At 56.9% G+C, this 23593-nt stretch carries 20 protein-coding genes and 1 pseudogene; 10 read left to right on the top strand and 11 right to left on the bottom strand.

The window, feature by feature from the left end; all coding sequences use genetic code 11:
* Positions 1-382: 382 nt before the first annotated feature.
* Together BLW69_RS20500 and BLW69_RS20490 are read right to left on the bottom strand one after the other, a co-directional pair.
* Positions 383-1546, bottom strand: a complete 1164-nt coding sequence (locus tag BLW69_RS20500; RefSeq protein ID WP_092664724.1) for a GGDEF domain-containing protein — start codon at positions 1544-1546, stop codon at positions 383-385.
* 784 nt (positions 1547-2330) lie between these two features.
* Positions 2331-2867 (bottom strand): NUDIX hydrolase, encoded by a 537-nt coding sequence (locus BLW69_RS20490; protein WP_092664719.1) that lies wholly within the window; start codon positions 2865-2867, stop codon positions 2331-2333.
* Between the two features lie 406 nt (positions 2868-3273).
* Between BLW69_RS20490 and BLW69_RS20485 the strand changes: the two genes are divergently transcribed.
* Positions 3274-3660: a hypothetical protein gene (locus BLW69_RS20485; protein WP_092664716.1), complete on the top strand. Its 387-nt coding sequence runs from the start codon at positions 3274-3276 to the stop codon at positions 3658-3660.
* Between the two features lie 269 nt (positions 3661-3929).
* Here BLW69_RS20485 and BLW69_RS20480 read toward each other — a convergent pair whose 3' ends face one another.
* From BLW69_RS20480 to BLW69_RS20470, 3 genes are all read right to left on the bottom strand, one after another.
* Complete coding sequence (locus BLW69_RS20480) at positions 3930-5636, bottom strand: AIPR family protein (RefSeq protein ID WP_092664713.1); 1707 nt, start codon at positions 5634-5636, stop codon at positions 3930-3932.
* Positions 5637-6446: 810 nt separating this feature from the next.
* The gene (locus tag BLW69_RS20475) at positions 6447-7412 is read right to left on the bottom strand and encodes an MBL fold metallo-hydrolase (protein WP_092664710.1); all 966 of its coding nucleotides are present in this window, start codon (positions 7410-7412) and stop codon (positions 6447-6449) included.
* A 505-nt stretch (positions 7413-7917) separates the two neighbouring features.
* Complete coding sequence (locus tag BLW69_RS20470; RefSeq protein ID WP_092664708.1) at positions 7918-8601, bottom strand: HD domain-containing protein; 684 nt, start codon at positions 8599-8601, stop codon at positions 7918-7920.
* Between the two features lie 142 nt (positions 8602-8743).
* Here BLW69_RS20470 and BLW69_RS20465 point away from each other — a divergent pair, with 142 nt between their 5' ends.
* The gene (locus BLW69_RS20465) at positions 8744-9838 is read left to right on the top strand and encodes a GlxA family transcriptional regulator (RefSeq protein WP_348271849.1); all 1095 of its coding nucleotides are present in this window, start codon (positions 8744-8746) and stop codon (positions 9836-9838) included.
* A 58-nt stretch (positions 9839-9896) separates the two neighbouring features.
* Here BLW69_RS20465 and BLW69_RS20460 read toward each other — a convergent pair whose 3' ends face one another.
* Positions 9897-10907: a GlxA family transcriptional regulator gene (locus tag BLW69_RS20460; RefSeq protein ID WP_092664705.1), complete on the bottom strand. Its 1011-nt coding sequence runs from the start codon at positions 10905-10907 to the stop codon at positions 9897-9899.
* A 193-nt stretch (positions 10908-11100) separates the two neighbouring features.
* Between BLW69_RS20460 and BLW69_RS23170 the strand changes: the two genes are divergently transcribed.
* The 8 genes from BLW69_RS23170 to BLW69_RS20425 all read left to right on the top strand — a co-directional run bounded on the left by BLW69_RS23170 (position 11101) and on the right by BLW69_RS20425 (position 17723).
* Positions 11101-11223, top strand: a complete 123-nt coding sequence (locus tag BLW69_RS23170; RefSeq protein WP_280141303.1) for a hypothetical protein — start codon at positions 11101-11103, stop codon at positions 11221-11223.
* 157 nt (positions 11224-11380) lie between these two features.
* Positions 11381-11818 (top strand): DsrE family protein, encoded by a 438-nt coding sequence (locus BLW69_RS20455; protein ID WP_092664702.1) that lies wholly within the window; start codon positions 11381-11383, stop codon positions 11816-11818.
* Positions 11819-12135: 317 nt separating this feature from the next.
* Positions 12136-12963: an alpha/beta fold hydrolase gene (locus tag BLW69_RS20450; protein WP_244508919.1), complete on the top strand. Its 828-nt coding sequence runs from the start codon at positions 12136-12138 to the stop codon at positions 12961-12963.
* A 291-nt stretch (positions 12964-13254) separates the two neighbouring features.
* Positions 13255-14088, top strand: a complete 834-nt coding sequence (locus tag BLW69_RS20445; protein WP_092664695.1) for an SDR family oxidoreductase — start codon at positions 13255-13257, stop codon at positions 14086-14088.
* Between the two features lie 396 nt (positions 14089-14484).
* Entirely contained in the window at positions 14485-14931 is a 447-nt protein-coding gene (locus tag BLW69_RS20440; RefSeq protein WP_092664692.1) for a MarR family winged helix-turn-helix transcriptional regulator, read from the top strand.
* Between the two features lie 74 nt (positions 14932-15005).
* Positions 15006-16202, top strand: a complete 1197-nt coding sequence (locus BLW69_RS20435; protein WP_092664689.1) for an FAD-dependent monooxygenase — start codon at positions 15006-15008, stop codon at positions 16200-16202.
* Positions 16203-16602: 400 nt separating this feature from the next.
* Complete coding sequence (locus BLW69_RS20430) at positions 16603-17115, top strand: hypothetical protein (protein ID WP_092664686.1); 513 nt, start codon at positions 16603-16605, stop codon at positions 17113-17115.
* Positions 17115-17723, top strand: a complete 609-nt coding sequence (locus BLW69_RS20425; RefSeq protein WP_092664682.1) for a hypothetical protein — start codon at positions 17115-17117, stop codon at positions 17721-17723. Before BLW69_RS20430 ends, BLW69_RS20425 begins: the two co-directional genes overlap by 1 nt.
* Here the strand turns inward: BLW69_RS20425 and BLW69_RS23035 are convergent.
* From BLW69_RS23035 to BLW69_RS20400, 5 genes and pseudogenes are all read right to left on the bottom strand, one after another.
* Positions 17705-18496 carry a hypothetical protein gene (locus BLW69_RS23035; protein ID WP_244508913.1) on the bottom strand — a complete coding sequence of 264 codons (792 nt, stop codon included), beginning with the start codon at positions 18494-18496 and terminating at the stop codon, positions 17705-17707. The two genes, BLW69_RS20425 and BLW69_RS23035, sit on opposite strands and share 19 nt — an antisense overlap.
* A gap of 162 nt (positions 18497-18658) precedes the next feature.
* Complete coding sequence (locus BLW69_RS20415; protein WP_139283907.1) at positions 18659-19699, bottom strand: hypothetical protein; 1041 nt, start codon at positions 19697-19699, stop codon at positions 18659-18661.
* A gap of 486 nt (positions 19700-20185) precedes the next feature.
* Positions 20186-20686: pseudogene (locus tag BLW69_RS20410) on the bottom strand (NAD(P)/FAD-dependent oxidoreductase); the annotation flags it as partial.
* A gap of 478 nt (positions 20687-21164) precedes the next feature.
* On the bottom strand, positions 21165-22919 hold the full coding sequence (locus tag BLW69_RS20405) for a sensor domain-containing diguanylate cyclase (protein WP_092664676.1): 1755 nt from the start codon (positions 22917-22919) through the stop codon (positions 21165-21167).
* Positions 22920-23058: 139 nt separating this feature from the next.
* The coding region (locus tag BLW69_RS20400) for an IS3 family transposase (protein WP_139283906.1) at positions 23059-23593 on the bottom strand (535 nt) is incomplete at its 5' end.

Genomic DNA, 23593 nt, shown 5'->3' with positions numbered 1-23593 from the left:
TTTAGTCTGCTCCGAAGAAAATACATGAGATGTCGGGGCCCATTCGTGCTGCAGAACGCCTTGGTCGGCAGGTTGTCGCGCGATTACGGCAGGAAGATCTGCGGATGTGAGCGGGAGCTCGCAGTGTTCTTCGGCGAGGGCTACGGTGCGTCCTCAATCGCGTTTTGGAAGGGCGCTTTATAGCGGATGCCACTGGCATTCTTAAACCCCACAGCGCTCCTACGATAGCCGGCGGGCGATTATGCCATCGTTTGCCGTGATCAATCACTCGCGTAGATCGGCTGACAGCTCCGACGCGATAGCGCTCTTGTCAGGGTCGCACGACATCGAATTAGAATCCGCCCGTCACGGCTACCTGCGATTCTAGATGCAAGGGAACGGCTCAGGCTGCAGCGGGCATTACGTTTGGGCTTGCGGTCTCGACGCGATTTCGACCATGGGCTTTCGCCTGGTACAGGGCGCCGTCGGCGCTTGCGAGCATTTCGGCGAGGTCGTGGCAGTTCGTTGCCGCAAGACCAACACTGACGGTCGCCTGAATCTTCAGTCCCTCTGCCTGAGCGGCTGCTTCGGCGAACCGGCTTGCGATCGCCGAGCCGCGACTGAGAGCTTGATGATGGTCGCACCGTGGCAGGAGTGCGGCGAATTCCTCACCACCCAGCCGGACAAGAAGCGCGTCGGGTCCCGCTTCTTCGCGGGCGGTCTCTGCGAACAGCTTGAGAATCTGATCTCCGGCTGGATGGCCGTGACGGTCGTTGATCGCCTTGAAGTGGTCGAGGTCGAAGGCAAGCAGGGAGACGGGGTGGCCCTGCCGCTCCCTCATGATCCGAGCTGCCTCCTCAAAAAAGGCGTGGCGGTTCGCAAGCCCGGTCAAATGATCGGTTTGCGACAGGCGGAGCAGGTGCTGCTTCTCCTCCTCTCGAACGATCATCAAAAAGGACATCGGCATCGCTACAGAGTACAAGACGGCCTCGTACATCGTCGCCTTCCCGATGGTGGAGAGAATATCTGGCCCGTACTGCTGGAGGAGGATAGGGGCGATGAACGCGCGGCCGAGGTAGAACACGGCATGGACGGTCGAGATCGCTACTGCGATCGGACGTGAGCGCAGTCCCTGAACCGTGCGGCTGCGCAGAAGTATCCACGCTGTCAGGCCGCAGGTCAGCGCGATGGGGACAGACGAGACATGGTTCCAGAAGGCGGCCGGGAAGTGCGTGCCAGCGATGGCCCAGGCAAGGGCCAGGATGCCCAGCGCTCCAGCAGACGACCAGACATATCGGTGACCGTCGAGGCCGGCGATGGCGTTAAGGACCAAAAGGTAGCCCAACATCATCAGGATGTTCGTCGCCCCCATGCCGAGCGCGACCTGGATTTGGCTGCGGTTCATTGCAAGTGCGCAGCCGAGAACGAACGCGAAGAGAGCCGCGGCCATAACGCCGAGCACGCGTGCGCGACATAGATGAGCCTGCCTTTCCCAAAGGAGAAGCGACGCTGACACCAGCAGCGTTCCGATTGTTAAGTACCAGAGAGTTTGTAAATCGATCTGCATTGCTCTGCCTGCCTTGAGTCAAAGCTTACAGGGAGGTGTTGAAGGATTCTTTACGTAGCCTCCTATACCACCGACATGGTTGGCGTAACGTTAAGCGTGGCGTTACATTCCTGCACTAATGCATAGGGTTGATTCTCGCTGTCATACAACTTGCCAGCGGATCGAATGTGATGGTCGCATCTACAGCCGCCGCGAGACCCGCACCCAGTGCCAGGTGATACGTCTTGCGAGAACGAGCCAACGACGAAGTGGTAGCGCTCATCATACTTCCACGAACACTTGCCAATCGACCAACCTCACAATAGCTTACGTTATGCGCGGTAGAATTCCCTCTGATGTTCTTCTCCGGCCTGAAGACCTGGCTCTGCTCGAAAGAGTATTTGCGCAGGCAGTGCCGATACACGACACGCATCCCGACGAACTCGCGATGCTGCTTTTCCGCTTGTTCCAAGAAGGAATGCGAGACGAGAAGAAACTGCTGGCAGCTGCCGAAGCGTGGTTCTTGTAAGCCAACCTTGCGCCCTTTGACCCGATCGAGAGCGAGGAGGTCGCAGATGCGGCTCTGTTACCTCCGCAAGCGGAAAGACCGAACAGTACGATCTGGTCGTCATTGCGGATGGCGTAGGCTCATCACCCCGCCAACTTGTAATCCCTCGCCAGGCTGACACAGCGTTCCTCCACCAATAAGTTGAATCGTCTTAGGAATCTAAGTGATTTGATCTTTGATGACTGGTCGTAGGTTCTAATCCCATCAAGGCGTAGTGTTCGTCCAGCGGACGAGCAGTTACTTTGCAGTGGATGCCGCAGATTTACGCCGCGGCTTGAAGTCGACGAGCAGGGATTTCAGCTCCACTTCTCGAACTCGCCGAGCAGCCTCGTCGGGAGAAACCCATTCCAGCGTCCGCTGACCACGCTCCTTGTAGTCGGATGCAGCCTCCGCCACCTCGATTTCGTAAACGTCAACCACGCACGGCGCAACGTCGCCGTTGTCGAGCCATTTCAAATATGTGTAACTGCCAATCGGCTTTTTCTTGACCCGGCCACGTACGCCCGCTTCCTGCCATGCCTCAATCTCGGCGGCCTCATGGGGTTTCTTTTTTTTCATAGGCCAGCCCTTGGGGATGACCCAGCGACCGCTGTCGCGCGAAGTGAGGACGAGTATCTCTATGCCTTCGCGGTCAGACGCGTGCCGATAGCAGACTGCTGCATATTGCTGCCTGAACTTGCCGTCGAACAGCTTGTCCGGCGTCTGGGCTAACTGCTGCAGCAGAGTTTGCGGCTTGAAAGGTGATTGCTTGGACGCGTTCTTGACAGACTTCATTCCCCTAGATGCCGACTTTTCACGATAGTTTCCAGCGCGATGTCCGCTTTTTATGACGGTTTGGTGACGGCGGCCTTTAGTCGCTCGCGCTGGCAATGATTGTCTAACTTGACGTATCGGGATCTGTGGCTGCGCTGAGGGGACTGGTAACGTTGCAAAATGTGACAAGGGCGTGGACGCCGTGCTGGTATTGGGCTTGCAGTTGGCGTTGCACAGGTCTACCGCACCGCGCGCGTTTCCTTTGCTGTCAGCGCGCGCAACGCGCCGCAGCTCGGTCGGCGGCAGTCCGCTCATTGCTGCCTTGTCGATTTGGAAGAGGAGCAGGGTAACAGACTGCGGTGACCTTGACGGCGCAAGTCGTTCTGGTCGATCACAATGCAATCGCGCGAATAGAAAGCAGTCCCGCATGCCATATTACCTCGTCACCCAGACGTCGCTCATGGAAGGCGCGGATGAAGTCGAAGCAGCTCGGAAAGTCCTCACGAAGTTAAAGTCAGATGGCGCCGTAGGATTCACCGTGAAATACGATGAAGAAAATATCCAGCAGGTAACGGTCGCCAACGTCCCTGTCTCAGAAGTCGCGCAACCGGCTGCCCGGGAGACCCGACTATTCCCAGAGCAGATCCAGGAAGACAACATTTTTGAGGCCCCAGCTGTCAATCAAGCCCATACAGGTGTCTCCAAGCCGAGACGACTGTCAGCCAGCAGTGTTGTTCTTGGACTGAGCCTGTTCGCAGCCGGCGTAACAACGGGGCTGATCATCATGGCTCTAGTCGATCGCACTCATGGATGAGCCGTCGAGATCTCCAAGAGGACATTGGACTAGTGCTGCCTTTCGCTGGCAACATGATCGCAGAGCTACATGAGCGTATCGATGGCTCGGAGCGCTGTACGATTGCGACGCGAAGCCAACCAAACCATACAACTTGGCTGATGACGACCAACTCTCAACCGGGTCATTGGTTCGAATTGGTTCAAGAACAGGTTCCCTTTTGGCATCGTGAGCCCGATAGTCTCGTCGAAGGTCCCACGATTGATGCCATACCGTAGAAAATTCGAGATTCAGCTCGTCTGTTGATCTGGTGTCGCCGATAGCGGTGCGCCAGTAAGCGTCTCGACAAGATCCGCGCGCCTGAATGTCGCAGAAAGTCGCTGCAGTGTCCGCTCACGTCCATCAAAGAGCGGTTTCAGTGCGTCCTCAATTTCCGTTTCTGCGCGAGTGATATAGGCAGCTCCGTGCTCTTCTATGCGCGTCCGTGCTTTGACGAAGGTTGTATGATTCAGCTTGTCCAACGTTATGCCGAGATCGTGCAAAAGATATCTACCCATTAACATGGCAACAAACCGCGAACCATAAGACAAGAAATCTGGCGCGTCCGCGGGCGGCCGCTTCCGACGATTTTCAACTTGGCGAAGGATCAGAGCTGCGATAACGGCTTGCGCGCCGTTCAAGTCGCCTGCGAATATTATGTCATAAAGTGCCCCGAAGTGCTCTCTTCCCGAGAAGCGCGCTTGGTGCGGCCTGTGCCGCCATATGGCCAACACCGCTTCCGCCACGACTGCACTCGTTAGCTCGTCTGACGCGGTTGCTCGCTCTTCGCGTTTCGTGCGGTAGCCAAAGCCCAGTCCGCGTATCGATTCCGCCAGCTGCCTTTGTCGCGGATCATTGGCCTTGAGGTCCCTTAGATCAACGGGATTTTGGCTGTTGGTCGCGTAGGTGATAGCATCAACCAGATCTTGATCATTTTCTGGAAGCTCGTAAATGCGAATGAGTACCTGTGCTGCGGCGACATCAGGCCCAACTTCTCGTGCCACCTGCTGTACGGTCTTGGACGTTTGTCCTCCGTTGACGATCTGCAATCCGCTAATCTGCACCTGAGAATTGCTTTGTACTAAAGCATTGTGACGGAACTGGGTGCAGGTGATTGTGATTCCATTGTTATAGAAGTAAAAATTGCTTCGCTGATCGACGTCGCGAAGCGTTTCGGCGACCGCTTCGTTGACTCGGTTCCCCGCCAAGCCCAGATAGCGGCGGATATTGCGTTCTAGCAACCTGTCGCCAAATTGTTCAGCAAGCTTAGCAAGCTCCGAAACAGAGATTCTCCCGATCAACACGCGTCGGAAATCGAATGGTTCAACAATCGCCGCGCCGCTCAACTGCAAAGTGGTATCGATTGGTCGCTGCGCTTGAAGTAGCGTTAGAAGTTCATCGGGTCCAACGTGACGCCACTCGACCTGGTCTCCAAATGACCGCACGCTGTCATCAATGCGGCGTTGCGCGATAGCATTCCAAGCAAGGCCGTTGTTGGCACCAATTGCTGTTACCCGCGGTATAGCTCCACCCGCAACAAACGAACGAATGTCTTCTATACGTTTAAGGAGCCGCGCATTTAACGTAAGCCCCCGCGCTGGGTCGAATAGAGCGCCGATCGCGTCAATCATTTTGGCGACACCATTCTCCGGAAAATTAGCGTCTCCGTCGAATGTTTGCTTATATTTTCCCTGAACAACAGTGATTGGGATCTCACCATCTGTCGGCTGCGAAAAATAGAGAGCGTCGATGCCAAAATCGTTGCCACCGTCGACAACTCCGTCAAGCGTATCGTCATCGGAAAGATTAAGCAGTGTCTTGGCAACAAGATACACGAAAGCAGCTGATTTCCGCTTGTTCTGATCGATCCCAAGCTTCAGTTCGTTTGTGAACGGCTCCTCCAATTCGGTGAGCAGACCAACAATCCGCTGATCAACGATTTGTGTCGCGATCGACATGCAATCTCCAAAGATTCAAAAACTTACAAGCACAATAAAGAACTTCGCGAACAGTTGCATCTTCAAAATGAGGGTAGATGCCATTTGACGCAGAGATCTTGATTTGGCTTCGTCCACTTCGTTTATTTAAACCCAACGGGCGGAGCGACCTGATAGATTTTCCGGGGCAGCAGACGTTGTCGCAGACGGGTACGTCATCAAACCGGCAAGTCCGCTAAAAATGTGCCAACAGTGTCACTCCGCCGGCCACGGTCGATGGCTAAAATAAGAGGGTCGATGGTTCAGATCCTTTCAAGGCAAAGACGTCGGCAAGACATCGTGCTCGAGCGTACTTCGGGTCAGCCGCAACGACGGCTTTGCGTCTTCATGTCGGTTATAGAGGCCACCGTCGCGCCCGCCGGAGAGCAGACGTTGACTAAGCCGCTGCTTCACACAGCCGATGCGAAGGAGAGCTCGTGCCACTGCCCTTTGGCTTGCTTGCGGCGTTCCTGCCTGTTGATCCGGTGTCACGTGGAATCAAAGACTATCCTTGAGGCTCGGTCCAAAGCCGTGGCTGCAGCAGTGATCAGCCTAGAGGGTCGAGCGACACTCCGAGGTGATCTTTGATCGCCTGCAGTTTCGCCAAGGGCCTTTGGACTTGCTAGGAAGACAGCACAAATGTCGGCTGAATAGAGGCTCGCGCGTACTGACACAGTCATCTGCTCTTTCCGGTAGCTTGGGTTGGGGCGCCCTCCTGGGAGCGCCCCAATGGCGAGTTTCAGCTCGAGACCAGTGCGTTGGGAAAACGACGGGTTCAATGGCCCTCGGCGGTTACACGCCTTCGTAGACGAGTCGGGTGAAGAAGGCAGGGTCGATGACAAACTGGCCCCATTCGGCATCGAAGGCCGCCGTCGGCTTGGCTTCCACCGCCTCGTCGCGGGTTCGACCTTGACGTTTGAGCGTTGCCACGTTCTCCCTGATACCAACCATCATGTCCCGAAAGCCGCGAAGTTCCGAGCGGTTGCTGACTGGGTTTCCATGGCCAGGAATGATGATCGTCTTGTCCGTGGAGACCGCCAGGTTCGCTTCGCATGCCGCAATCATTCCGTCGATGCTGCCACCCGTCGAGTGGTCTATGAACGGGTATATCCCGTTCCAGAAGGTATCGCCGACATGAAGGATGTCCGCCTCGGAGAACAGCACTGAAATATCGCCGTCGGTATGCGCCGGCCCGTAGTACTTCAGGGCGAGGGTCTCGCCGTTGAGCTTGAGCGAATGCTCCTTCGAGAAGACGTGCTGGGGTACCCCGCTGCCGTGGAGCGGGAGGAAATTGTAGTCCCAGTCTTCGACTCGCTGAACCTGCGAAAGATACTTGCGGGTGTTCTCGTGCGCGATAATCTTGGTCTTGTCGGAGCCGATCCAGGAGTTTCCGTCTGCGTGGTCGAAATGCCAATGGGTATTGATCAAATGCGTGACGGGCTCTCGAGAAATGTCGGCCAGTGCCTTCGTCATCTGCTTGCGGGAGACGCTGATCCCTGCGTCGATCATGACAAGACCGTCCTTGCCGCTCACCACGGCGACGTTGCCGCCGGAGCCTTCAAGGACCGTGACACCGTTCCTCAGCTTATGAGCGGATATTACGGACTTAGCGGCGCTGTCCTTAATGAGGCTTACGATGCCGCGGGCCTCGGCATAAGCCGCACGGGGGCTCAACCATCCTCCGGTGGCGGCGAAACCCGCCGCGCCTACACAGCAAAGGCAAAAACCGCGGCGGGAGAGAATGTGTTCGGACTTCATAACTACCTTTCCGAGACCGGCTTCTAGGGCCGCCCGCTACAAGCTTGAGTTTATGGCGATCAAGGCGGGTCACGCGGTGTATGGCACCGCCAGGTTGAACACCTTGCCTAGGCTCTGTTCATCGTCCGCACAGGTACGGCCACTTGGGCAAGCCCTGTGCGGCCACTAATCGGAAGGTGGGACAACAACGGAAACTTCAACTTAGCTCATTTGTCGCCCTATCCACCTGTGGATGTTTACCACCCGTGCTTTCGCCGTATGAGTGGCATTGGTGACAAAGCGAGGGGTGCTTGGGACAATCCGTCGGATTCACAGGGACGGCATAGGTTTCGCAGCCGCATGGCGCATTGATCCTGTCACCGCGAAGCTGTTAGGTCTCAGAGAAGTTATTGAATAGCACTGCCTCCGTAGACACCCTCGGGTAACGTTTCTGCTGCTTTCGCTCTCGATAGGTGAGGGCATTGCGTCTCTGACGTGTTTGCGCTTCTTTGGCGACAGAAAACAACTAGGCCTTCCAACCTGAGCATCGAATGAGGGAGCAGAAATTGGTGCGGCAGAAATGCGGTTGCTTGTCGGCAATGACGTCCGCGTTGACATTGCCGAATGTCGTTAGCGGCTTGTGGCGATTGCCGTCGTAGAAGGCTTGTATGATGTCTTCCTTGAACTGTGATGTCCGGGGGAAGGCTGTAACAATCGCCTCCCTTATCTCGTCGGTGTATTGGTCGTAGGTCAGGCCCAGAACGTCCATCTCGACGCCCGCCGTCGTCAGCGCGATCACCGGATGCATGAACTCGGGCACGCCCGGAGTGGTGTGGAGCGCGATACCAGTCCAGACCTTTTCGATATCGGAAGGATCGACATTATGGCTCTTTAGGAAATCTCGGGCGGCGTTTGCCCCATCGACTTCAAACCTGAGATCTGCGGTGCTGTGCGCAGGCATTAGACCGACATCATGGAACATTGTTGCCGCGTAGAGAAGCTCCCGGTTAACGGAAAGGCCTCGCTGCTGTCCGGCGATCGCACCGAAATAGTACACACGGCTCGAATGGTTAAAGAGTAGGTCGGTCTCGGTGTCCCTGACAAACTCCGTAATGGCGCGGCCAAGCGCGCTGTCGGGGACCGATACGCTGCTGATGCTAGGCCGTGAAAACAGGCTATCAGTCGTCGCTGAACGGTGTTCGTGTCCCATATCTCGTCTCCTTGTCGATTGACATGATTTGACCGCACCGGGATTTGAGTAAATCCGACGGTTACTGATTGGTCGCTGTTCTGGTGCAGGGACAAAACCAAGGGGCATTGCGTCCTGGTTCCTTATATCGCAAGTGTCACGGATGGCAGCAATCACTGTCTACCGTGAAAAACTGCCAAAACAGCCCAGCTACCTGCCTGCGACCATCCAGGCGGAACGCGACGTGTCGGCAGGTTCGACCTGCAATTCAGTAAAATACGAGGTATTGATGACAAGGAGAGAGGTAGCGCTCGTCATTCATGAGGGTGTTCAGGCGCTCGATGTGGCAGGGCCACTCGACGTGTTTGCTGAAGCAAACGGATTCTTGCCGGAACACGAGCACTATCGATGTGTGCTATTAGCGGGAAGCACTGCGCCTGTTCGCAGTTCGAGCGGCATGTGGATGATACCCGATCTCAGCTTCGAACAGGCCGGACGCGAGTTCGATACGGTCCTTGTCGCTGGCGGTCCCGATCTACCGGATCGTGAGCCAGACGAGGAAATGTCAGAATGGCTTCGTCAGTGGGGCGTATTGGCAAGGCGGCATGGTTCGGTCTGCAACGGCGCTTTCGCGCTCGGACATGCCGGACTTCTCGATGGACGGACCGTGACCACACATTGGCGGTGTTCCTTTCAACTGGCAGTGAAATTCCCTGCGGCACAGGTCGAGCACGACCGCATTTATGCCCGCGACGGCCGTTTAGTGACGTCCGCCGGTGTGACCGCCGGAATCGACCTCAGTCTCGCTCTTGTTGGCGAGGATCATGGATCGGCTTTGTCACTTTCTTGTGCCAAGGCGCTGGTTGTAGTGGCCCAGCGCCATGGTGGCCAGTCACAGTTCAGCCCGCTTCTCGGAGCGCCAACCGAGACGTCGACGCCGCTCGGCAAAGTTCAGGCCTACGTCATGGAGCACATCAGCGAGTTGCTTTCCGTCGAGCGCTTGGCCGAAATTGCTGGCGTCAGTCCCAGGAGTATCGCGCGGCTTTTCGTTCAAGAACTGAATACAACGCCACACGATTTCGTGGAGGGCATCCGGATTGACCACGCACGCAATCTACTCGAGGCGACAACACGGGCGCTTAAGGTGATCGCATTTGACTGTGGCTTCGCAAGCGTTGATCAGATGCGGAGCGTATTTCAGCGCAGGCTCGGTATCACTCCACTGCGATACCGAGAAAACTTTCAGGTCGCTGCCTGAGCTCCTTGTTGGGAGTTTTGTTTTGCTGCGCTGACGTGAACAAGACGATTCGCGGTCGCTAGCTAAAGCGCTCGATATGACCAAAATTTCGTCGGTATTCGCTTGGGCTGAGTCCAGTCTCCCGGACGAATGTTTGTCGGAAAGACGCTATGTCAGCATAGCCAACCTCATACGAGACTTCGGTGACGGGCACGTCGTTCGCTTCGAGCAACTCGCGCGCCTTCTCCATCTGCAATTTTTGACGGTATACGTTGGGATTGCACCCGGTGGCCTTACGAAAGCGGCGCGTGAAGGTCCGTGGTTCCAGACCGGACCACCTGGCCATGTGTTTGACGGTTATTCCAGACGGACCTCGAGCATGGAGTTCATACTGAGACTTCAGCACAGCGCTATCGCCATGGTTCATTTCAGGGAGGAACGTCTTGTAGAAACGCTGCTCCCGACTGGGTGCCTGGAGCATAAAAAAATTTGCGGTCTCTTCCATTGCGGCAGGACCGAGCAGTCGCCGAACGAGGACGAGAGCGAGGTCGGTCCAGGCCATTACTCCGCCGACCGTGATGATATCGTCTTCCTCGGTTCTTACAGCATCAACATCGATTTGCACGTCCGGAAACAAGTCGGTCAACTCCTGGGCGCTAGGTGCGTGCGTTGTGGCCCTGCGACCGTCCAGGAGACCGGTCTGAGCGAGCAGAAACGTGCCGCCGCATATCGATGTCAAAATTGACCCGCGAGTGTGCTGGGCCTTTAACCAGTCCGACCATGCAGTACTGGCCTCAATACCAAGGCTTGATGTTTGGCGGGGTGGTATGATGATGACGTGTGGTTGATCGTTTACATCTTCCGATACGGCATCCGCGATCGCATCGAATGTTCTGGTGACCCCACCCGATTCTGTATCAGAGAAATGGCTTAGCCTTATCACTGGCGTATCCACGCCGAGGCGTTTTCGGCTCAGGTCGTCAGCAATGCGGAAAAAGTCCGTCAGGCCGTGAACGACGCCAAGCATCGCTTTCTCACGTAAGACGATAGCAATCTCGATTGGCCGAGGGCCATGGTGGGACATCGCCATTTGTCGTTTCCTCCTCGCTTATTGTCCGTCCAGCCGATCACAGAGCGGAACGGTATGTCGTAGGACTAGGCGGTAGCAGGATGGATTTCGCCGAGATGTTGTTTTGGAGGCGTAAACGCAAGCGGTGGCCGCCTTGCGCAGGGTGGCCGTGCGGCAATCGCTCGAATGCCCGCTGGCATCAGGAGTTAGAACCATGAATACAAACACAGTCAAGAACATTGCCAGTATCATAGCCGAAGCCGTAGTCCCCGCCGATCGAGCCCGTCCGGGGCAGGTGGTGCTCTCGACACTAACGCCTGCCATCCTCGCTGCCTGAAGGCGGCGCGGTATTTGGAGAGGCGGCGGCGCGACCGGTCCGGTCCAAAGACGTCATATCGCAAACCGTATCCATGCTTTTCCGGCCCGAAGCAACATCCGTGTGCTGACTAATCTTATGCACGCCTCAACGAAGCTCATGGAAAGGAATATTGCCAATGAAAGATTCGAAGCAAAATTTGCATATCGACATCCCGGTCAAGTTGACTGAGGTGAAAGCAGTTTTCAGCGTCGGAGGCCTTACATTTGAAGGCGATCTGCCAGCGTCCCTCTTTCATATGACGCTCATTACGGATGACGTCTATGACTGGAACGCGGCATCAGACATCATCGCAGTGTTTCATACCAATGCTGGCCATGTCCTGATCAGCGATGCGACCTACAACGCAGACCGAAATATTTCTACAGGCAACCCCTACAAGGAACTGGTCGCTGTCCTCGTGAGGCGCGGTGTACGTGTCGAGCTGTGCGGTGCCACAGCGAAAGCGCACAGTTGGGTGAACGACGACCTGTTGCCTGATGTGAAAGTCAACACGGACGCCATGGCAAGAACGATAGAGCTTGTTCAGTCAGGCTTCGTAAAAATCTCGGAATAGGCGTTGCTCCAACCCAAGATGGATCCGCTTTCCTATCCGCGGCAAGCAGTCATTTTGCCCATTTGTTTTCTCGATTTCGAACAAGGTGCTCGTCTCCCTGGGGTCGTCGCTATGGACAAATTTGTTAATCGACCAAGGCCATCCGGCCTGGAAAGGAGAAAAGAATGTTTACTCGAGATAGCTCTGCCGACGGCGGAGCAACACGCCGGGAGGTTCTGGTTGGCATCGCGTCAATCGCTGCTGTTGCCGCCGTCGTGCCAACGTCACTACCGGCAGCGGTTCAGCCGAAAATCAACGTCAAATCAGGAGTTACAGACATGGGTACCATCACAGTCAAGGACGGCACTGAGATCTTCTACAAGGATTGGGGCACGGGCCAGCCAATCGTATTCCATCATGGCTGGCCGCTGAGCGCTGATGACTGGGACGAACAGATGATGTTCTTCCTCGGAAAAGGCTTTCGGGTGATCGCCTATGATCGTCGTGGTCATGGTAGGTCCAGCCCTTCGCCAACGAATAACGATATGGATACTTACGCCGACGATTGCGCGGCGTTGGTCAAGCATCTTGACCTTAAGGCCGCCATCCATGTCGGCCATTCGACGGGCGGCGGTGAAGTTATCCGCTACGTTGCCAAACACGGTGGCGGTGGTGTCGTTTCGAAGGCAGCGACGCTGAGTGCTATCCCGCCGGTGATGGTCAAGTCGGAGAAGAATCCTGACGGTGTTCCGATGGAAGTATTCGATGGTATTCGGGCCGGTGTTGCCGGCAATCGTGCCCAATTCTACACGGACCTCCCTGCTGGTCCCTTCTACGGCTATAATCGCGACGGTGCTAAGGCCTCCGAGGGCACGAAGAAGAATTGGTGGCGTCAGGCCATGCTGGGCGACATGAAGGCCCAATACGATTGCGTCAAAACGTTCTCGGAAACGGACTTCACCGAGGATCTGAAAAAGATCGACGTGCCGGTACTGGTGATGCACGGTGAGGATGATCAAATCGTCCCGATTGGAAACTCGGCGCTGAAAGCCGTCAAGCTTTTAAAAAACGGAACGCTTAAAGTGTATCCAGGCTTGCCGCACGGTATATTCGCAACAAATCCGGATGTGATCAACGCCGACCTCCTGGCGTTCTTCAAAAGCTGATCACCCGCGGCACGGTCGATGCCTCCGATCAGTCTCGCCGCTTCGTCGCAAACCTGCTGCGCGGCGAGACTGACAAGCGGTCCAATTTGAAGAAATATTTGCATGCCAATTCGCCTTCGAGGGTCGATGCCATGACGGATCGAGCATCGCGCAACAGCCAGTTCGTCGCAGCTCTGCGAGATCTTTTTGTGTTTCGGATCCGCTCGCCACAGTCAGCGACCCGCCACAAGCGACAGACCGTCGGTTATTTTTCACTCGAAGGTTTGGCAAGTCAGCAAACGGAAGCATCACATGACACAAACAATTCTCATCACAGGCACGTCCTCTGGCTTTGGAGAGGCGACCGCCAGGCTTTTTGCCGCGCGCGGGTGGAATGTCATCGCGACAATGCGCAATCCAGAGGCGAGCAACGCACTGCAGTTGGGTGATAACGTGCTGGTGACCCGTCTCGACGTCGAGGACCTGGACACCATTGAAGCCGCCATCTCGGAAGGAATTGCGCGTTTCGGTCGTATTGACGCTCTCGTCAATAATGCGGGATACGGCCTCTTTGCGGTATTTGAGGGTGCGTCTCGCGAAGCTGTGAAACGACAATTCGACGTCAACGTCTTTGGCGTCATGGATGTCACCCGCGCAATCCTTCCGCATTTTCGGTCTAACCGCAAAGGCACGATCATCAACATCTCGTCGGGTGCGGGTGTCGTAGGCTTCCCTATGGCCTCTCTATACAGCGCCTCGAAATTTGCCGTCGAGGGCTTCACAGAGGCTCTCGGGTATGAACTCTCTGGACTCGGCATCACGGTTAAGCTCGTGGAGCCAGGCGGGGCTCCTAGTACAGGTTTCATGGCACGAAGCGGATCGGAAGGCGCCCCAATCCCCGTCGCCACAGATTACTATCCATTCCTCGAACATATCGGAAAACTCTACGGTGGCATGGCTGGAGGGACGGATCCGGACGCAGTCGACAAAGTTGCGTCAGCGATCTTTGAGGCAGCGACTGATTGCTCTAATCGGCTGCGTTACATTCCGACAAATGATATCCGGCCACTCATGGACGCCCGCCGCGGCGCCACGGAAGAGCAGTATCAGGACCTTGTGCAAGGCATTTTTCTTCCGCAAGCTTGAGTGGCCATGCCCGGCTTTGCCGAGCTGATTCCACACATCGACAATATGAGCCTGAACCGCCCTGTGGAGGAACACCTTCTTTACCGTGATGGCCGGATGGTTGGTGCGGTCCCTATAGCCAGAGGCTGGTGTCCGCTTTTGCATCGCGTGCTCGAGCAGCGGACGGTCTGTAGTCGCCCCCAAATCAGCCATTCCCGAGGGCAAGTAGCTGCCCGTCCACGGAAATTCGGCGCGAACTTATCGGCCAAACGACGGGGTCGGCGGTAAGAGTCCTTTCAAGACCATTGAAGCTGTCACTGTCCGCAATCGGGCCCAAGCCGCCATGCGAAAGTTACTGCAGGTTCAATGAGCCAGCGATAGAGTAGTGAAATTAATTGAAATCACCAGAAAAGCCGTATGAAGAAAAATGAAGACATCCATCCTGAAGCTGCCGTTGCTCCTGGCTATCTGGCAAATCATGCCGAACGAGTGTTCAACCGGTCGGTAGATAATGCATTGCGAGTCCATGGAATATCGCTGACCCTACTTGGCCCGCTGCTATGGTTGTCTTGGCGCGGGCCTCTGCTGCAGAGGGACCTCGTAAAAGCATCGGCGGTGAAGCAGCCCGCGATGGTCGCGACACTCGATAAGTTGGAAGTGGCAGGCTATATTGAGCGTTCCCCCGTGCCAGCTAATAAGCGTGCCTCAACAGTGATCATCACGCCACGCGGCCAAGTAGTGGCAGCGCTTGGGCGACAGGTGCTGCTCGACACAAATGCGAGAGGGATGGAGGGCTTCACTCCTGAAGAGGCTGTGGTTTTCGTATCGATGCTCCAACGCTTTATCGGCAATCTGGAACGATGAAGGCGATTATATCATCGGTGATGTTTACTTAATATCATGCGTGATGTAATCATGGGGACAACAGGAGCATTCCCATGTCCAGACGAGTACTCATTAGTGGCGCGAGCGTCGCAGGCAACACGACGGCCTGGTGGCTATCTCGATATGGCTTCGAAGTCACGGTAATCGAAAAAGCCACGGCGTTTCGCGACGGTGGCCAGAACGTCGACGTTCGCGGTGCTGGGCGCGAAGTGTTGCGCAGGATGGGCTTGGAGCAAGCGGCGCTCGATCTCACCACTGGAGAGGCGGGAACAGACTGGGTAGATGAGAATGACAATACAATTGCGCGGTTTGCCGTAGCTGATATCGGCGACGGACCGACTGCCGAGCTGGAGATCATGCGCGGCGACATTGCCCGGATGATTTATGACCCGGCAAGCCAACGAGCAGCCTATCGGTTCGGTGAAACGATAGATGGTTTGAAGCAGGATGCCTCAGGCGTCACCGTGCACTTCGCAAGCGGCACAAGCGAACGCTATGACGTCGTAATTGTCGCAGAAGGCGTTGGGTCGCCGACCCGGGAGGAGATATTTCCGGACGAGAACAAGCCGAAGTGGATGGATATCACTGTCGCATACTTCGGCATTCCCAAGACGACCGATGACGGCGAATTCTCGCGCCAGTACAACACCATCGGGGGGATCGGCGCGACCCTGAAACCGGGTCGCGAAGACAATGTCCATGTATACATCGGTATGCAGAAAAAGCCGGAGGGCGAGAATGATTGGAGCACCGAGCGTCAGAAGCTCTTCCTAAAGGAAAAATTCTCTCATGCAGCATGGCATTTCCCGCGCATCCTGGACGGCATGTTCAAGACTGACGATTTCTATTTTGATGTCCTGCGCCAGGTTCGGATGGATCGGTGGTCTAATGGCCGAGTGGTGCTGACGGGCGATGCTGCCTGGTGTGCCACACCATTGTCTGGCATTGGAACGACGCTTGCGGTCGTTGGTGGCTATGTGTTGGCGGGCGAACTGTCCAGGACGGAGGATCTCCCATCTGCGCTTGCGGCGTACGAACGTGTCATGCGGCCTTTCGTCAAGGAAGGGCAAGGCGTACCGAAGATTGTGCCTCGTATGCTCTGGCCTCACTCTCGTGTTGGTCTGGCTTTCCTTCGTGGTGCGATGCGCGTAGCCGGGACACCATTAGTTCGAAAGACCTTTTCGAACTTGTACCTCAGGAACTCAAAGAAGATCGAACTTCCCGATTATGCCGACGCATCTACCGCATGACTTTTAATGGCAACCGGACAGCATGGGTGAATTTCCGACAAGCACCCTGAATTCGATTTTCTCTGCAAACTCGCAAGTGAAGTGTCGTGTCCGATTGTAGTAATGTAACAGAAGCGGCAATCGGCCCACCAGGGTCATTCGCCGTCGGAGCGAGTGTCGCAAAACCAATCATTCGCGACAAAATCAGCGGCGTTCGATTTTAAGCAAAATTTCTGTCGCAGAATTCGGTCGCAAAAAGCTAGCACTAGCGACCGACTTTTGCGAAAGAACTGGGTCACTGGAGGTGGCCCTTCGAAGCCGTTCCACAAATGCTCGTCCATCCGCCAGACTGCCGTTCACTTTTCTTTTTCATCATCTAAGTCTGTGCATCGGCTGAAGCCGCAGGGAGCCACCGCGCCACATGTCCTATTGCACCATCCTCCCGCAGCTCATAGCGGCGGCCCTGTTTCTTCTCGGTCCGTCACCTGCCTTCGCAGAGGAGCTGGCCTTGCCGCCAGGTGCCGAGACCGCGGGTAACGCGCTGCCCGGCGAAATCATGCTGCGTGCGGCACCCCTGATGCAGGCGGGGAGGGGTGACGAGGCGACGTTCTGGTTCTATGCCGGACAACTTCGCTGGCGTTCACGCTTGAACGGCGGCCCAGCTCAGGACCCGACCGGCGAACCCGCTCTGTTCTCGTCGCTGTTCGAGACACTTGGGCCGCCCATCAATAATTGGGCTTTCGGCGATATCCCCAAGCTCGAGCGGACGATCGACGCCGTGCTTCTTTGGGACGCACATTATCCCGATCCTTCGCTGGATCCGGTTGTACACGAGCGGATGCGGGCAGGACTGAGGGACCTTCGAGACCAGATCGGCCGAGAAGCTGGCATGATCAGAGCTGAGCGCGCCTCACGTGGTCTGGAGAACCGATAATGCTGCGCATGAGGTGTTGCATCGACATGGAACGCTTGTTCCGCCTGCTGCTCGCCGCGATGCTACTTGCCATCTCCGGATCCGCATCGGCGCAGGATGGTCCTGTCGCGGATCCGTTGCGCAGCGGCCTGGAGGGCGCACTGCGCGGCTGCGAGACTTGGGTCCTCGACCCGTCAAGCTGGCTGAACAATCCGACGCGCTTCCTCGCGGCCATCGATCTTGGCAGCGCGGTGTACGAGACCGAGAAACTGCCCGAGCCGCTCCTCCCCCCTGAGCCCCTCCGACGCGGCAACCGCTACTGGCGGATCAATGCCGGACCCAACGAGGGTTACGCGCTGGTGGTCTCGCGCGACATTCCGATGTGCCACATCACGGGCGGCGGCGGGGTCGACTTCCAGCCGGCGGCCGAAGCCGTGGCCACTTCGCCGGACTTTTTTGATCGCTGGGAACGCATCGGCGAGGAGCGCCAGGAGGACATGGTCTCGACCTTCTTCCGACTGCGCGAGGAGCCAAAGCTGGCGCTGGTCCTCAGCCGTGCCGACGCGCCGGGTGCACGACGTGACCGCGCCCAGGTGATCGCGACGGCGACCTACGACCTTGGTCGCTGAGGCGACGCAGGTTCGTCGGGCCAGCGTGGTGGAAATGGCAACACAAGAACCTCACCGCCCGGCGGGATCGGTCCCAAATGGCGCAGCACACGGTCATAGTGCTGATCGCTCGGGGAGTAGCGAAACTCACCATGTCCGACGACGGACCCGTCTTCGTTTGTGGCACGCAGCCATAGGACCAGCGTGCCATCTGGCTCGCGATGCGCTGAGCCGATCGACGCCTCCGCGGAAGAAGGAGCCGGCGCATGCTCCTGCAAATTGGCTCGCTGGTTGGCGGACGCCGCCAACGCTTCCAGCACTGCTACGAAACGTGGTCTTGGACAATCGGAGCCGACCTCCTGCAGGACGTCATCGCCGTCGAACAGGGCGACGCTGCACAGGTGGTCTGTCGGCTCACCGAGTACTGGTGGATCGGAACCCGGCATGATCCAGACCTCGTTTCCGGACGCGATCACGTTGCGCCGCTCGTCATCCGAGATGGCATCGGTGCGTTCGCTTTCGATCTTCACCGAGCCTCCCGCATCGGTTAGACGGGTCGTTGCCTGCCGGATCGTCATGAGGTCGAGATCAATGACGATCCATCGAGCCAGCGGCGACAGGACGTTGCCGGTCGCGACCAGCATCCCGCGACGGGGCAGTTCACCAACAGGATAGGCGAGACGGACGCCCGCGCGGCTGGTGCGTGCGGGCGAGGCGATCTTTGCGTCGGCGTAACCAGGCTCGTGCGCCTCCGCTGCGACCGGCAGGACGAGAAGGAGGACGAGAAACTCCAAGGTCCCCAGCCGTCGCAAACGGTCAAGCACTCCTTCGTGCCACTTGGTTCCGGTCTTGGTCCGGTATGCGTCCGTCCTGCTGCCTTCCATTTGCGAGCCCGCTTCTGTTCGTTTCGCTCCGGCATTCTATCGACGCTGGTCCCAGCCATCATCCGTACGTGGTCAGCAATCCGGGTAGTAGCGGCTGACCTCGACCAAACAACCGAGCCGCTCGCCCAGTTCTTGCCCAAGCGCCGTCATGCCGTCGGGATCGCTGTGCTGCGCTAGGAACACAGACTGGTTGTCCGCGCCGGTTGCGTGCGTGCAACAATGAGCATGAAGCGACGAGCCGCCCCCGCCCTTGGCCGGCGTCATACGAATGACCTCGAGAAGCAGAATGTCGGTGCGGGGCATGACGAAGAGCTGATCCGAAACCACGATCAGCGCCTCGCCGTCTGCTGACAGCCCAAGCGTCCGCTGCCGGTCATCGACCAGGTCTTCTGGGTCGCGCACATATTCGAGCTCCGTCTCACCTGGCGCAAGGCGGCCAGCCTGTGCCATGCGCGCTGTCCCGACATCCCCCTCGAATGCGAGAGGCACGGAGCTTGTCACCCATTCTCGTTCTCTTGCGCTTAGAGGCAGGCTGAAGCCCGTCGTCAGCGTCACGTGGCAGGCGGTCCTAAGGCGAGGGTCGCGATCCTCGGACGGGTTCTGCAGACCTTGCGATTGCCACTCCGGCGGCCAGGCTGTCAGCGAGACCTCAGCCAGCCCCGACCGCCACGCGGCGACGACGGTGTTCCACCGCTGGCCGACCAGCGTGGGCCCGAGTGATGCCGTTAGATTGTCAGCGACGCGCCGAAGGTTCGCGTGCGCGTCGTCCTCGAACCACGCAAGGGCGGTGAAACGGCTAATCGGGAACTGGGGTGGGATGCGCTGGAAGGCGCTTGCCGTCCAAGGCGCAAGAGCGCCTGGTAGGGGTTCGGCCTCGGTAAGGACGAGCGCTGGCCAGTTGTAGATCGGATCGGGCAGAACGCCGCAGCGCGCCATGACCTCCGTGCGCGTTTCGTGACGGGGTAAGCGCCAATCGTCTGCAACGCGTAGGATCGGGTTCATGCCATCGGCAAGTAATGGAACCTCCGCCGGCCCGGGGCCGTCGGGCCAGGACGTCAGCGGCACCAGTGCGGCCTGCGTGCGGCGCAAGAGGCGGTTCAAAAATCGTATCACGGCCTCCGTTATGTTCGCCGCTCACCAACGGGTCCAGGTAGAATACAAGATACGCGCTGGCCATGTCCACGTCCCAAACGTCTTGCCCCGTAAGTGGACCGAAACTATTCCGGATCAGAGGGAGTTAGCCTCCGGAACAGATTAGACTGCTCATGGCCTCCACCGGTCATTTCGAGTGCAAGTGATTACTGGGTTAGATGATTTAATGCGAATATAGCGACAGGGTCGGCGGTTCGATTCCGTTCAAGGCGTTGTAATTTTCACGGGTCAGCAATTTGGAGGTCTTGCCGACGCGGCGCGCCGAGCCGGTCGTTCGTTCCTATGTATCGGCACCATCTTAGGCTCGCATGTCGCTCGATCATCATGCAAAAACACTTACAGAACCATCGTTTTGACGGGATCTCGTTAGCGCCGGACAGGCATCCGGGTAAAAGAACCATCCGCCGGCATCCGGCGGATGGTTTGCGTTCGGGAAGATAGGACGCGTTACCCAGAAGCGTTCGTAACGCTGAGCGCAGCGTGGATCTGCGAGACGACGGCTGCACCCTCACCAACCGCTGCTGCAACACGTTTGGTTGAGCCGGCCCGGACATCGCCGATGGCAAAGACATTCGGCAGGCTGGTTTCGAGGGGCAGGGGACTGCGGGGCAAGCTGCAGAGTTTGTCAAAAGCTTGGCCGGTGATGATGAAGCCTTTGTCGTCGGTGTGGACGCGATTGCTAATCCAGCCTGCATTGGGATCGGCGCCGATGAACAGGAAAAGATGGTGCAATGGCAGTTTTTGTTCGCTGCCATCGACCCGATTGTGAATAGTTGCAGAGGTCAGGCCGGTCGCAGGATCGCCAGCGATCGCATTTACCTCGCAGTCCATGTGAAGTTCGATATTGGGCAGAGATCTGATGCGGTCGATCAGATATTGCGACATCGTCTGCTCAAGCGGGCGCCGGACGACGAGGTGCAGCTTTGCGACCAGCGGCGCGAGAAACATCCGTTGCAGGCACCGGCTATAGTTGGCAGACCCCTGACACCAAGGCGATTGTCAGCGTATTGGAAGTCAGTCGAGTGACAAGGCCATGTCTTGGCGGTTCTGGAACCGTGCCATAGATGATTTACGGCTTTATCACTATTCATATAAATCCCTCACGTGGGTCGTGACGGACGCAGACTACTTCAAGGTTATACCCTCGCTGTCGTTTCGAGTGGCAGGCGTAAGGTTTTGAATGATGGTGTGAGGCTGGTTGACCAAGAAGCGTTCGATCGCGTCACGGAACTTGTGAGCTGTATGCTTAGATCGGGCTACTCCCGTTCTATTTTCGAACATGTTTCGGTCTCGGATTCATACGCGGTGGGCTTGCTTGTGGGCGGCGCTACCACCGTAAGCACTACGCAGATTTGAACCTTGCGGCATGGAATCGGACGAGCACCACCGGTCTGCATGGTAGTTCTTGACGAATGCTGGGTAGACCTTAAGCCGCAGCGCTGTTGGTAGAGATCTCTCGATTTACTCGCACCCGATTACGCCCCGCCGATTTTGCGGTGTAGAGCGCCTTGTCCGCCCTTTGAATGATATCCTCAACATCACGGCTGCGTTCATCACTCACGGCGCATCCGACGCTTGTCGTAAACTTCACCGTCTGGTCGCCCGAGACAACCTCGAGCGCGGCGATCTTCCTTTTTAAGCGATCCGCCATTTTTTCCGCGACAAGTTCGTCAGTTTCCCTCAGGAGCACGACAAATTCCTCGCCACCAAAACGTGCGACTTTGTCAGTGGTTCTAATTTCGTCCTTTATGCAAGCGCCGACCGCTCTGATGACCTCGTCGCCGACTGCATGCCCATAAGTATCGTTGACGCGCTTAAAATGATCGATGTCGAACATTAGAATGCTGAATGGACGATCGTAGCGCTCGAAATAGCTTAGCGCATCCTCCGCAAAAGGTAGAAACGCCCGGCGGTTGAGTAAGCCCGTCAATCCATCTGTATCTGCCAATGCCCGCAGCGCATGAAGGTCGGCGCCGAAGCGCATCGCTTTTTCTTCAGACTCTTTCGTGCGGTTTTCCAATTCAAGCTGCAGCGCCGCCATGGCACTACTGGACGCATGTTGATCCGCTTCTGCCACCCCAACCCGGCGGACCAAGGACCGAATAGCCGCAGATAGATGAAGCACTTCGCGCGACCCATGCTGTCTTTCGACTGTCGTTACGCCCGGCTGACGACCGATCTGATCGACGTCGTGCGACAACTTGTGCAGCGGTTTGGTAACCGTGCCAGCCAGCAACCAGGCGACTGCGCTTGCCAGCAATGCTGCTAGTCCGCCAACGATAAGAATTTTGAAAACCAGCGCGTTGGCTGGACCGTAGATCACCTGCGCAGGTTTGCGCGCTGCGACTCTCCAGCCAAGGCCCGGATAGGTTTGATACCCCTTCGTTGCAACAATGGAGGTGCGCATGTCGTCGCCCGAAGCAGCCTCTGTAAAGGTCTGGACATCCTCCTGCGCCGGATCTTGTGTCAGGGTACGGTCGCGGGGGCCTATCAGCATCGTACCGTCACGCCCGATCACCCAGAGTTCAGCATCATCGGCCTGTCTGCCACTTAGCACGGTGCGCTTGACGTCTTCAGCCCATGCCCAGCTCATATGGGCGCCCAACACACCGGCAATCCCGTCGGTTGAGACCACGGGTACTGCGACATCGACGAATCGAAACGGGGCTTCGTCAGGCGACGTGCGAAGCAGCTTGTCCAAGAGCTTTGCGTCATGGACGTCCTCGACAGTTGCCGCCTTGCTTCCGTTTACGAACCAAGGCCTGCTGCTAACTGAGACGCTTTCCAGCATTCCCTTGGTTGCGGCTCTGACATTGCCGTCCATGGTAGCGAAGCCGAGCCATGCATATTCCGGCAAGCTCGATTGAACGCGTTCCAGCGTTTCCCGGATAACTGCAGGATTGTCTTGCCAGACGCCTCTTAGGGTCGGGGAGTGCGCGATGTTCTGAATTTCGCGGTAGCGTTCGAACATGTGTTGATCTAGGCGATCGGCCATGTTTCTTGCCAAGGCCTGAAGCTCGCGGTCAGCCGCAGCGATCACTCCGCTTCGAGCAATGTAAGCTGCGCCGGCCGCGGCAAGTGCAACGGCGCCAGCACAGACAAAAGCTACTAGCAGCGCTGTCTGGACACGTATCGTCAACGTGTCGCGGATCCGCTGGAGCCACGAACGAAACTCGATCAAGGGTAATCTCCGTATATTATGAAAGGAAGTTACAACCAATCGATTTCGGGAGCGTAAACTTCGTTAGCTAACGGAGCACTAATCCTTATTGAGCTTCGGTAGTGTCTGAATAGCCCCGAGTTTCCTAGACACCCTCGGGTCAAGTTTTCTGCCGCTTTTCGAACTCTACGGGCGACAGCATCCCGTTTCTGACATGTTTGCGCTTCGGGTTGTAGAACATCTCGATGTAGTCGAACACGTCTTGCCTGGCTTCGTCTCTTGAGCGATAGACCTTTCGACGTATCCGCTCCCGCTTCAACAGATTGAAGAAGCTTTCAGCCACGGCATTGTCATGGCAGTTGCCCCGTCGGCTCATCGAATGAACCAGATTGTGGTGCTTCAGGAACGCTGCCCAGTCCATACTGGTGAATTGCGATCCCTGATCCGAATGCACCCGAACCTTTTCCTTTGGCTTTCGCCTCCAGACAGCCATCAGCAACGCCTGCAGCACGACATCCGTTGTCTGACGGCTCTGCATCGACCAGCCGATAACACGGCGGGAATAGAGATCGATCACCACCGCGAGATAGGCGAAGCCTTCGTTGGTCCGGATGTAGGTGATGTCCGTGACCCACGCCTTGTCCGGAGCAGCAACGTCGAATTGACGGTCCAGAGTGTTGTCGATGACAATGGAA

The sequence above is a fragment of the Rhizobium sp. NFR12 genome (assembly GCF_900108545.1).
GTDB classification, from domain to species: Bacteria; Pseudomonadota; Alphaproteobacteria; order Rhizobiales; family Rhizobiaceae; genus Neorhizobium; species Neorhizobium soli.
Note: the sequence above shows the minus strand (reverse complement) of the source record. Positions and strands in the feature narration are given on the sequence as shown.

Coding starts and splice junctions, on each gene's coding strand:
- BLW69_RS20500 (WP_092664724.1), bottom strand. CDS start 1,546: ATGCAGATCGATTTACAAACTCTCTGGTACTTAACAATCGGAACGCTG.
- BLW69_RS20490 (WP_092664719.1), bottom strand. CDS start 2,867: ATGAAGTCTGTCAAGAACGCGTCCAAGCAATCACCTTTCAAGCCGCAA.
- BLW69_RS20485 (WP_092664716.1), top strand. CDS start 3,274: ATGCCATATTACCTCGTCACCCAGACGTCGCTCATGGAAGGCGCGGAT.
- BLW69_RS20480 (WP_092664713.1), bottom strand. CDS start 5,636: ATGTCGATCGCGACACAAATCGTTGATCAGCGGATTGTTGGTCTGCTC.
- BLW69_RS20475 (WP_092664710.1), bottom strand. CDS start 7,412: ATGAAGTCCGAACACATTCTCTCCCGCCGCGGTTTTTGCCTTTGCTGT.
- BLW69_RS20470 (WP_092664708.1), bottom strand. CDS start 8,601: ATGGGACACGAACACCGTTCAGCGACGACTGATAGCCTGTTTTCACGG.
- BLW69_RS20465 (WP_348271849.1), top strand. CDS start 8,744: ATGGCAGCAATCACTGTCTACCGTGAAAAACTGCCAAAACAGCCCAGC.
- BLW69_RS20460 (WP_092664705.1), bottom strand. CDS start 10,907: ATGGCGATGTCCCACCATGGCCCTCGGCCAATCGAGATTGCTATCGTC.
- BLW69_RS23170 (WP_280141303.1), top strand. CDS start 11,101: ATGAATACAAACACAGTCAAGAACATTGCCAGTATCATAGCCGAAGCC.
- BLW69_RS20455 (WP_092664702.1), top strand. CDS start 11,381: ATGAAAGATTCGAAGCAAAATTTGCATATCGACATCCCGGTCAAGTTG.
- BLW69_RS20450 (WP_244508919.1), top strand. CDS start 12,136: ATGGGTACCATCACAGTCAAGGACGGCACTGAGATCTTCTACAAGGAT.
- BLW69_RS20445 (WP_092664695.1), top strand. CDS start 13,255: ATGACACAAACAATTCTCATCACAGGCACGTCCTCTGGCTTTGGAGAG.
- BLW69_RS20440 (WP_092664692.1), top strand. CDS start 14,485: ATGAAGAAAAATGAAGACATCCATCCTGAAGCTGCCGTTGCTCCTGGC.
- BLW69_RS20435 (WP_092664689.1), top strand. CDS start 15,006: ATGTCCAGACGAGTACTCATTAGTGGCGCGAGCGTCGCAGGCAACACG.
- BLW69_RS20430 (WP_092664686.1), top strand. CDS start 16,603: ATGTCCTATTGCACCATCCTCCCGCAGCTCATAGCGGCGGCCCTGTTT.
- BLW69_RS20425 (WP_092664682.1), top strand. CDS start 17,115: ATGCTGCGCATGAGGTGTTGCATCGACATGGAACGCTTGTTCCGCCTG.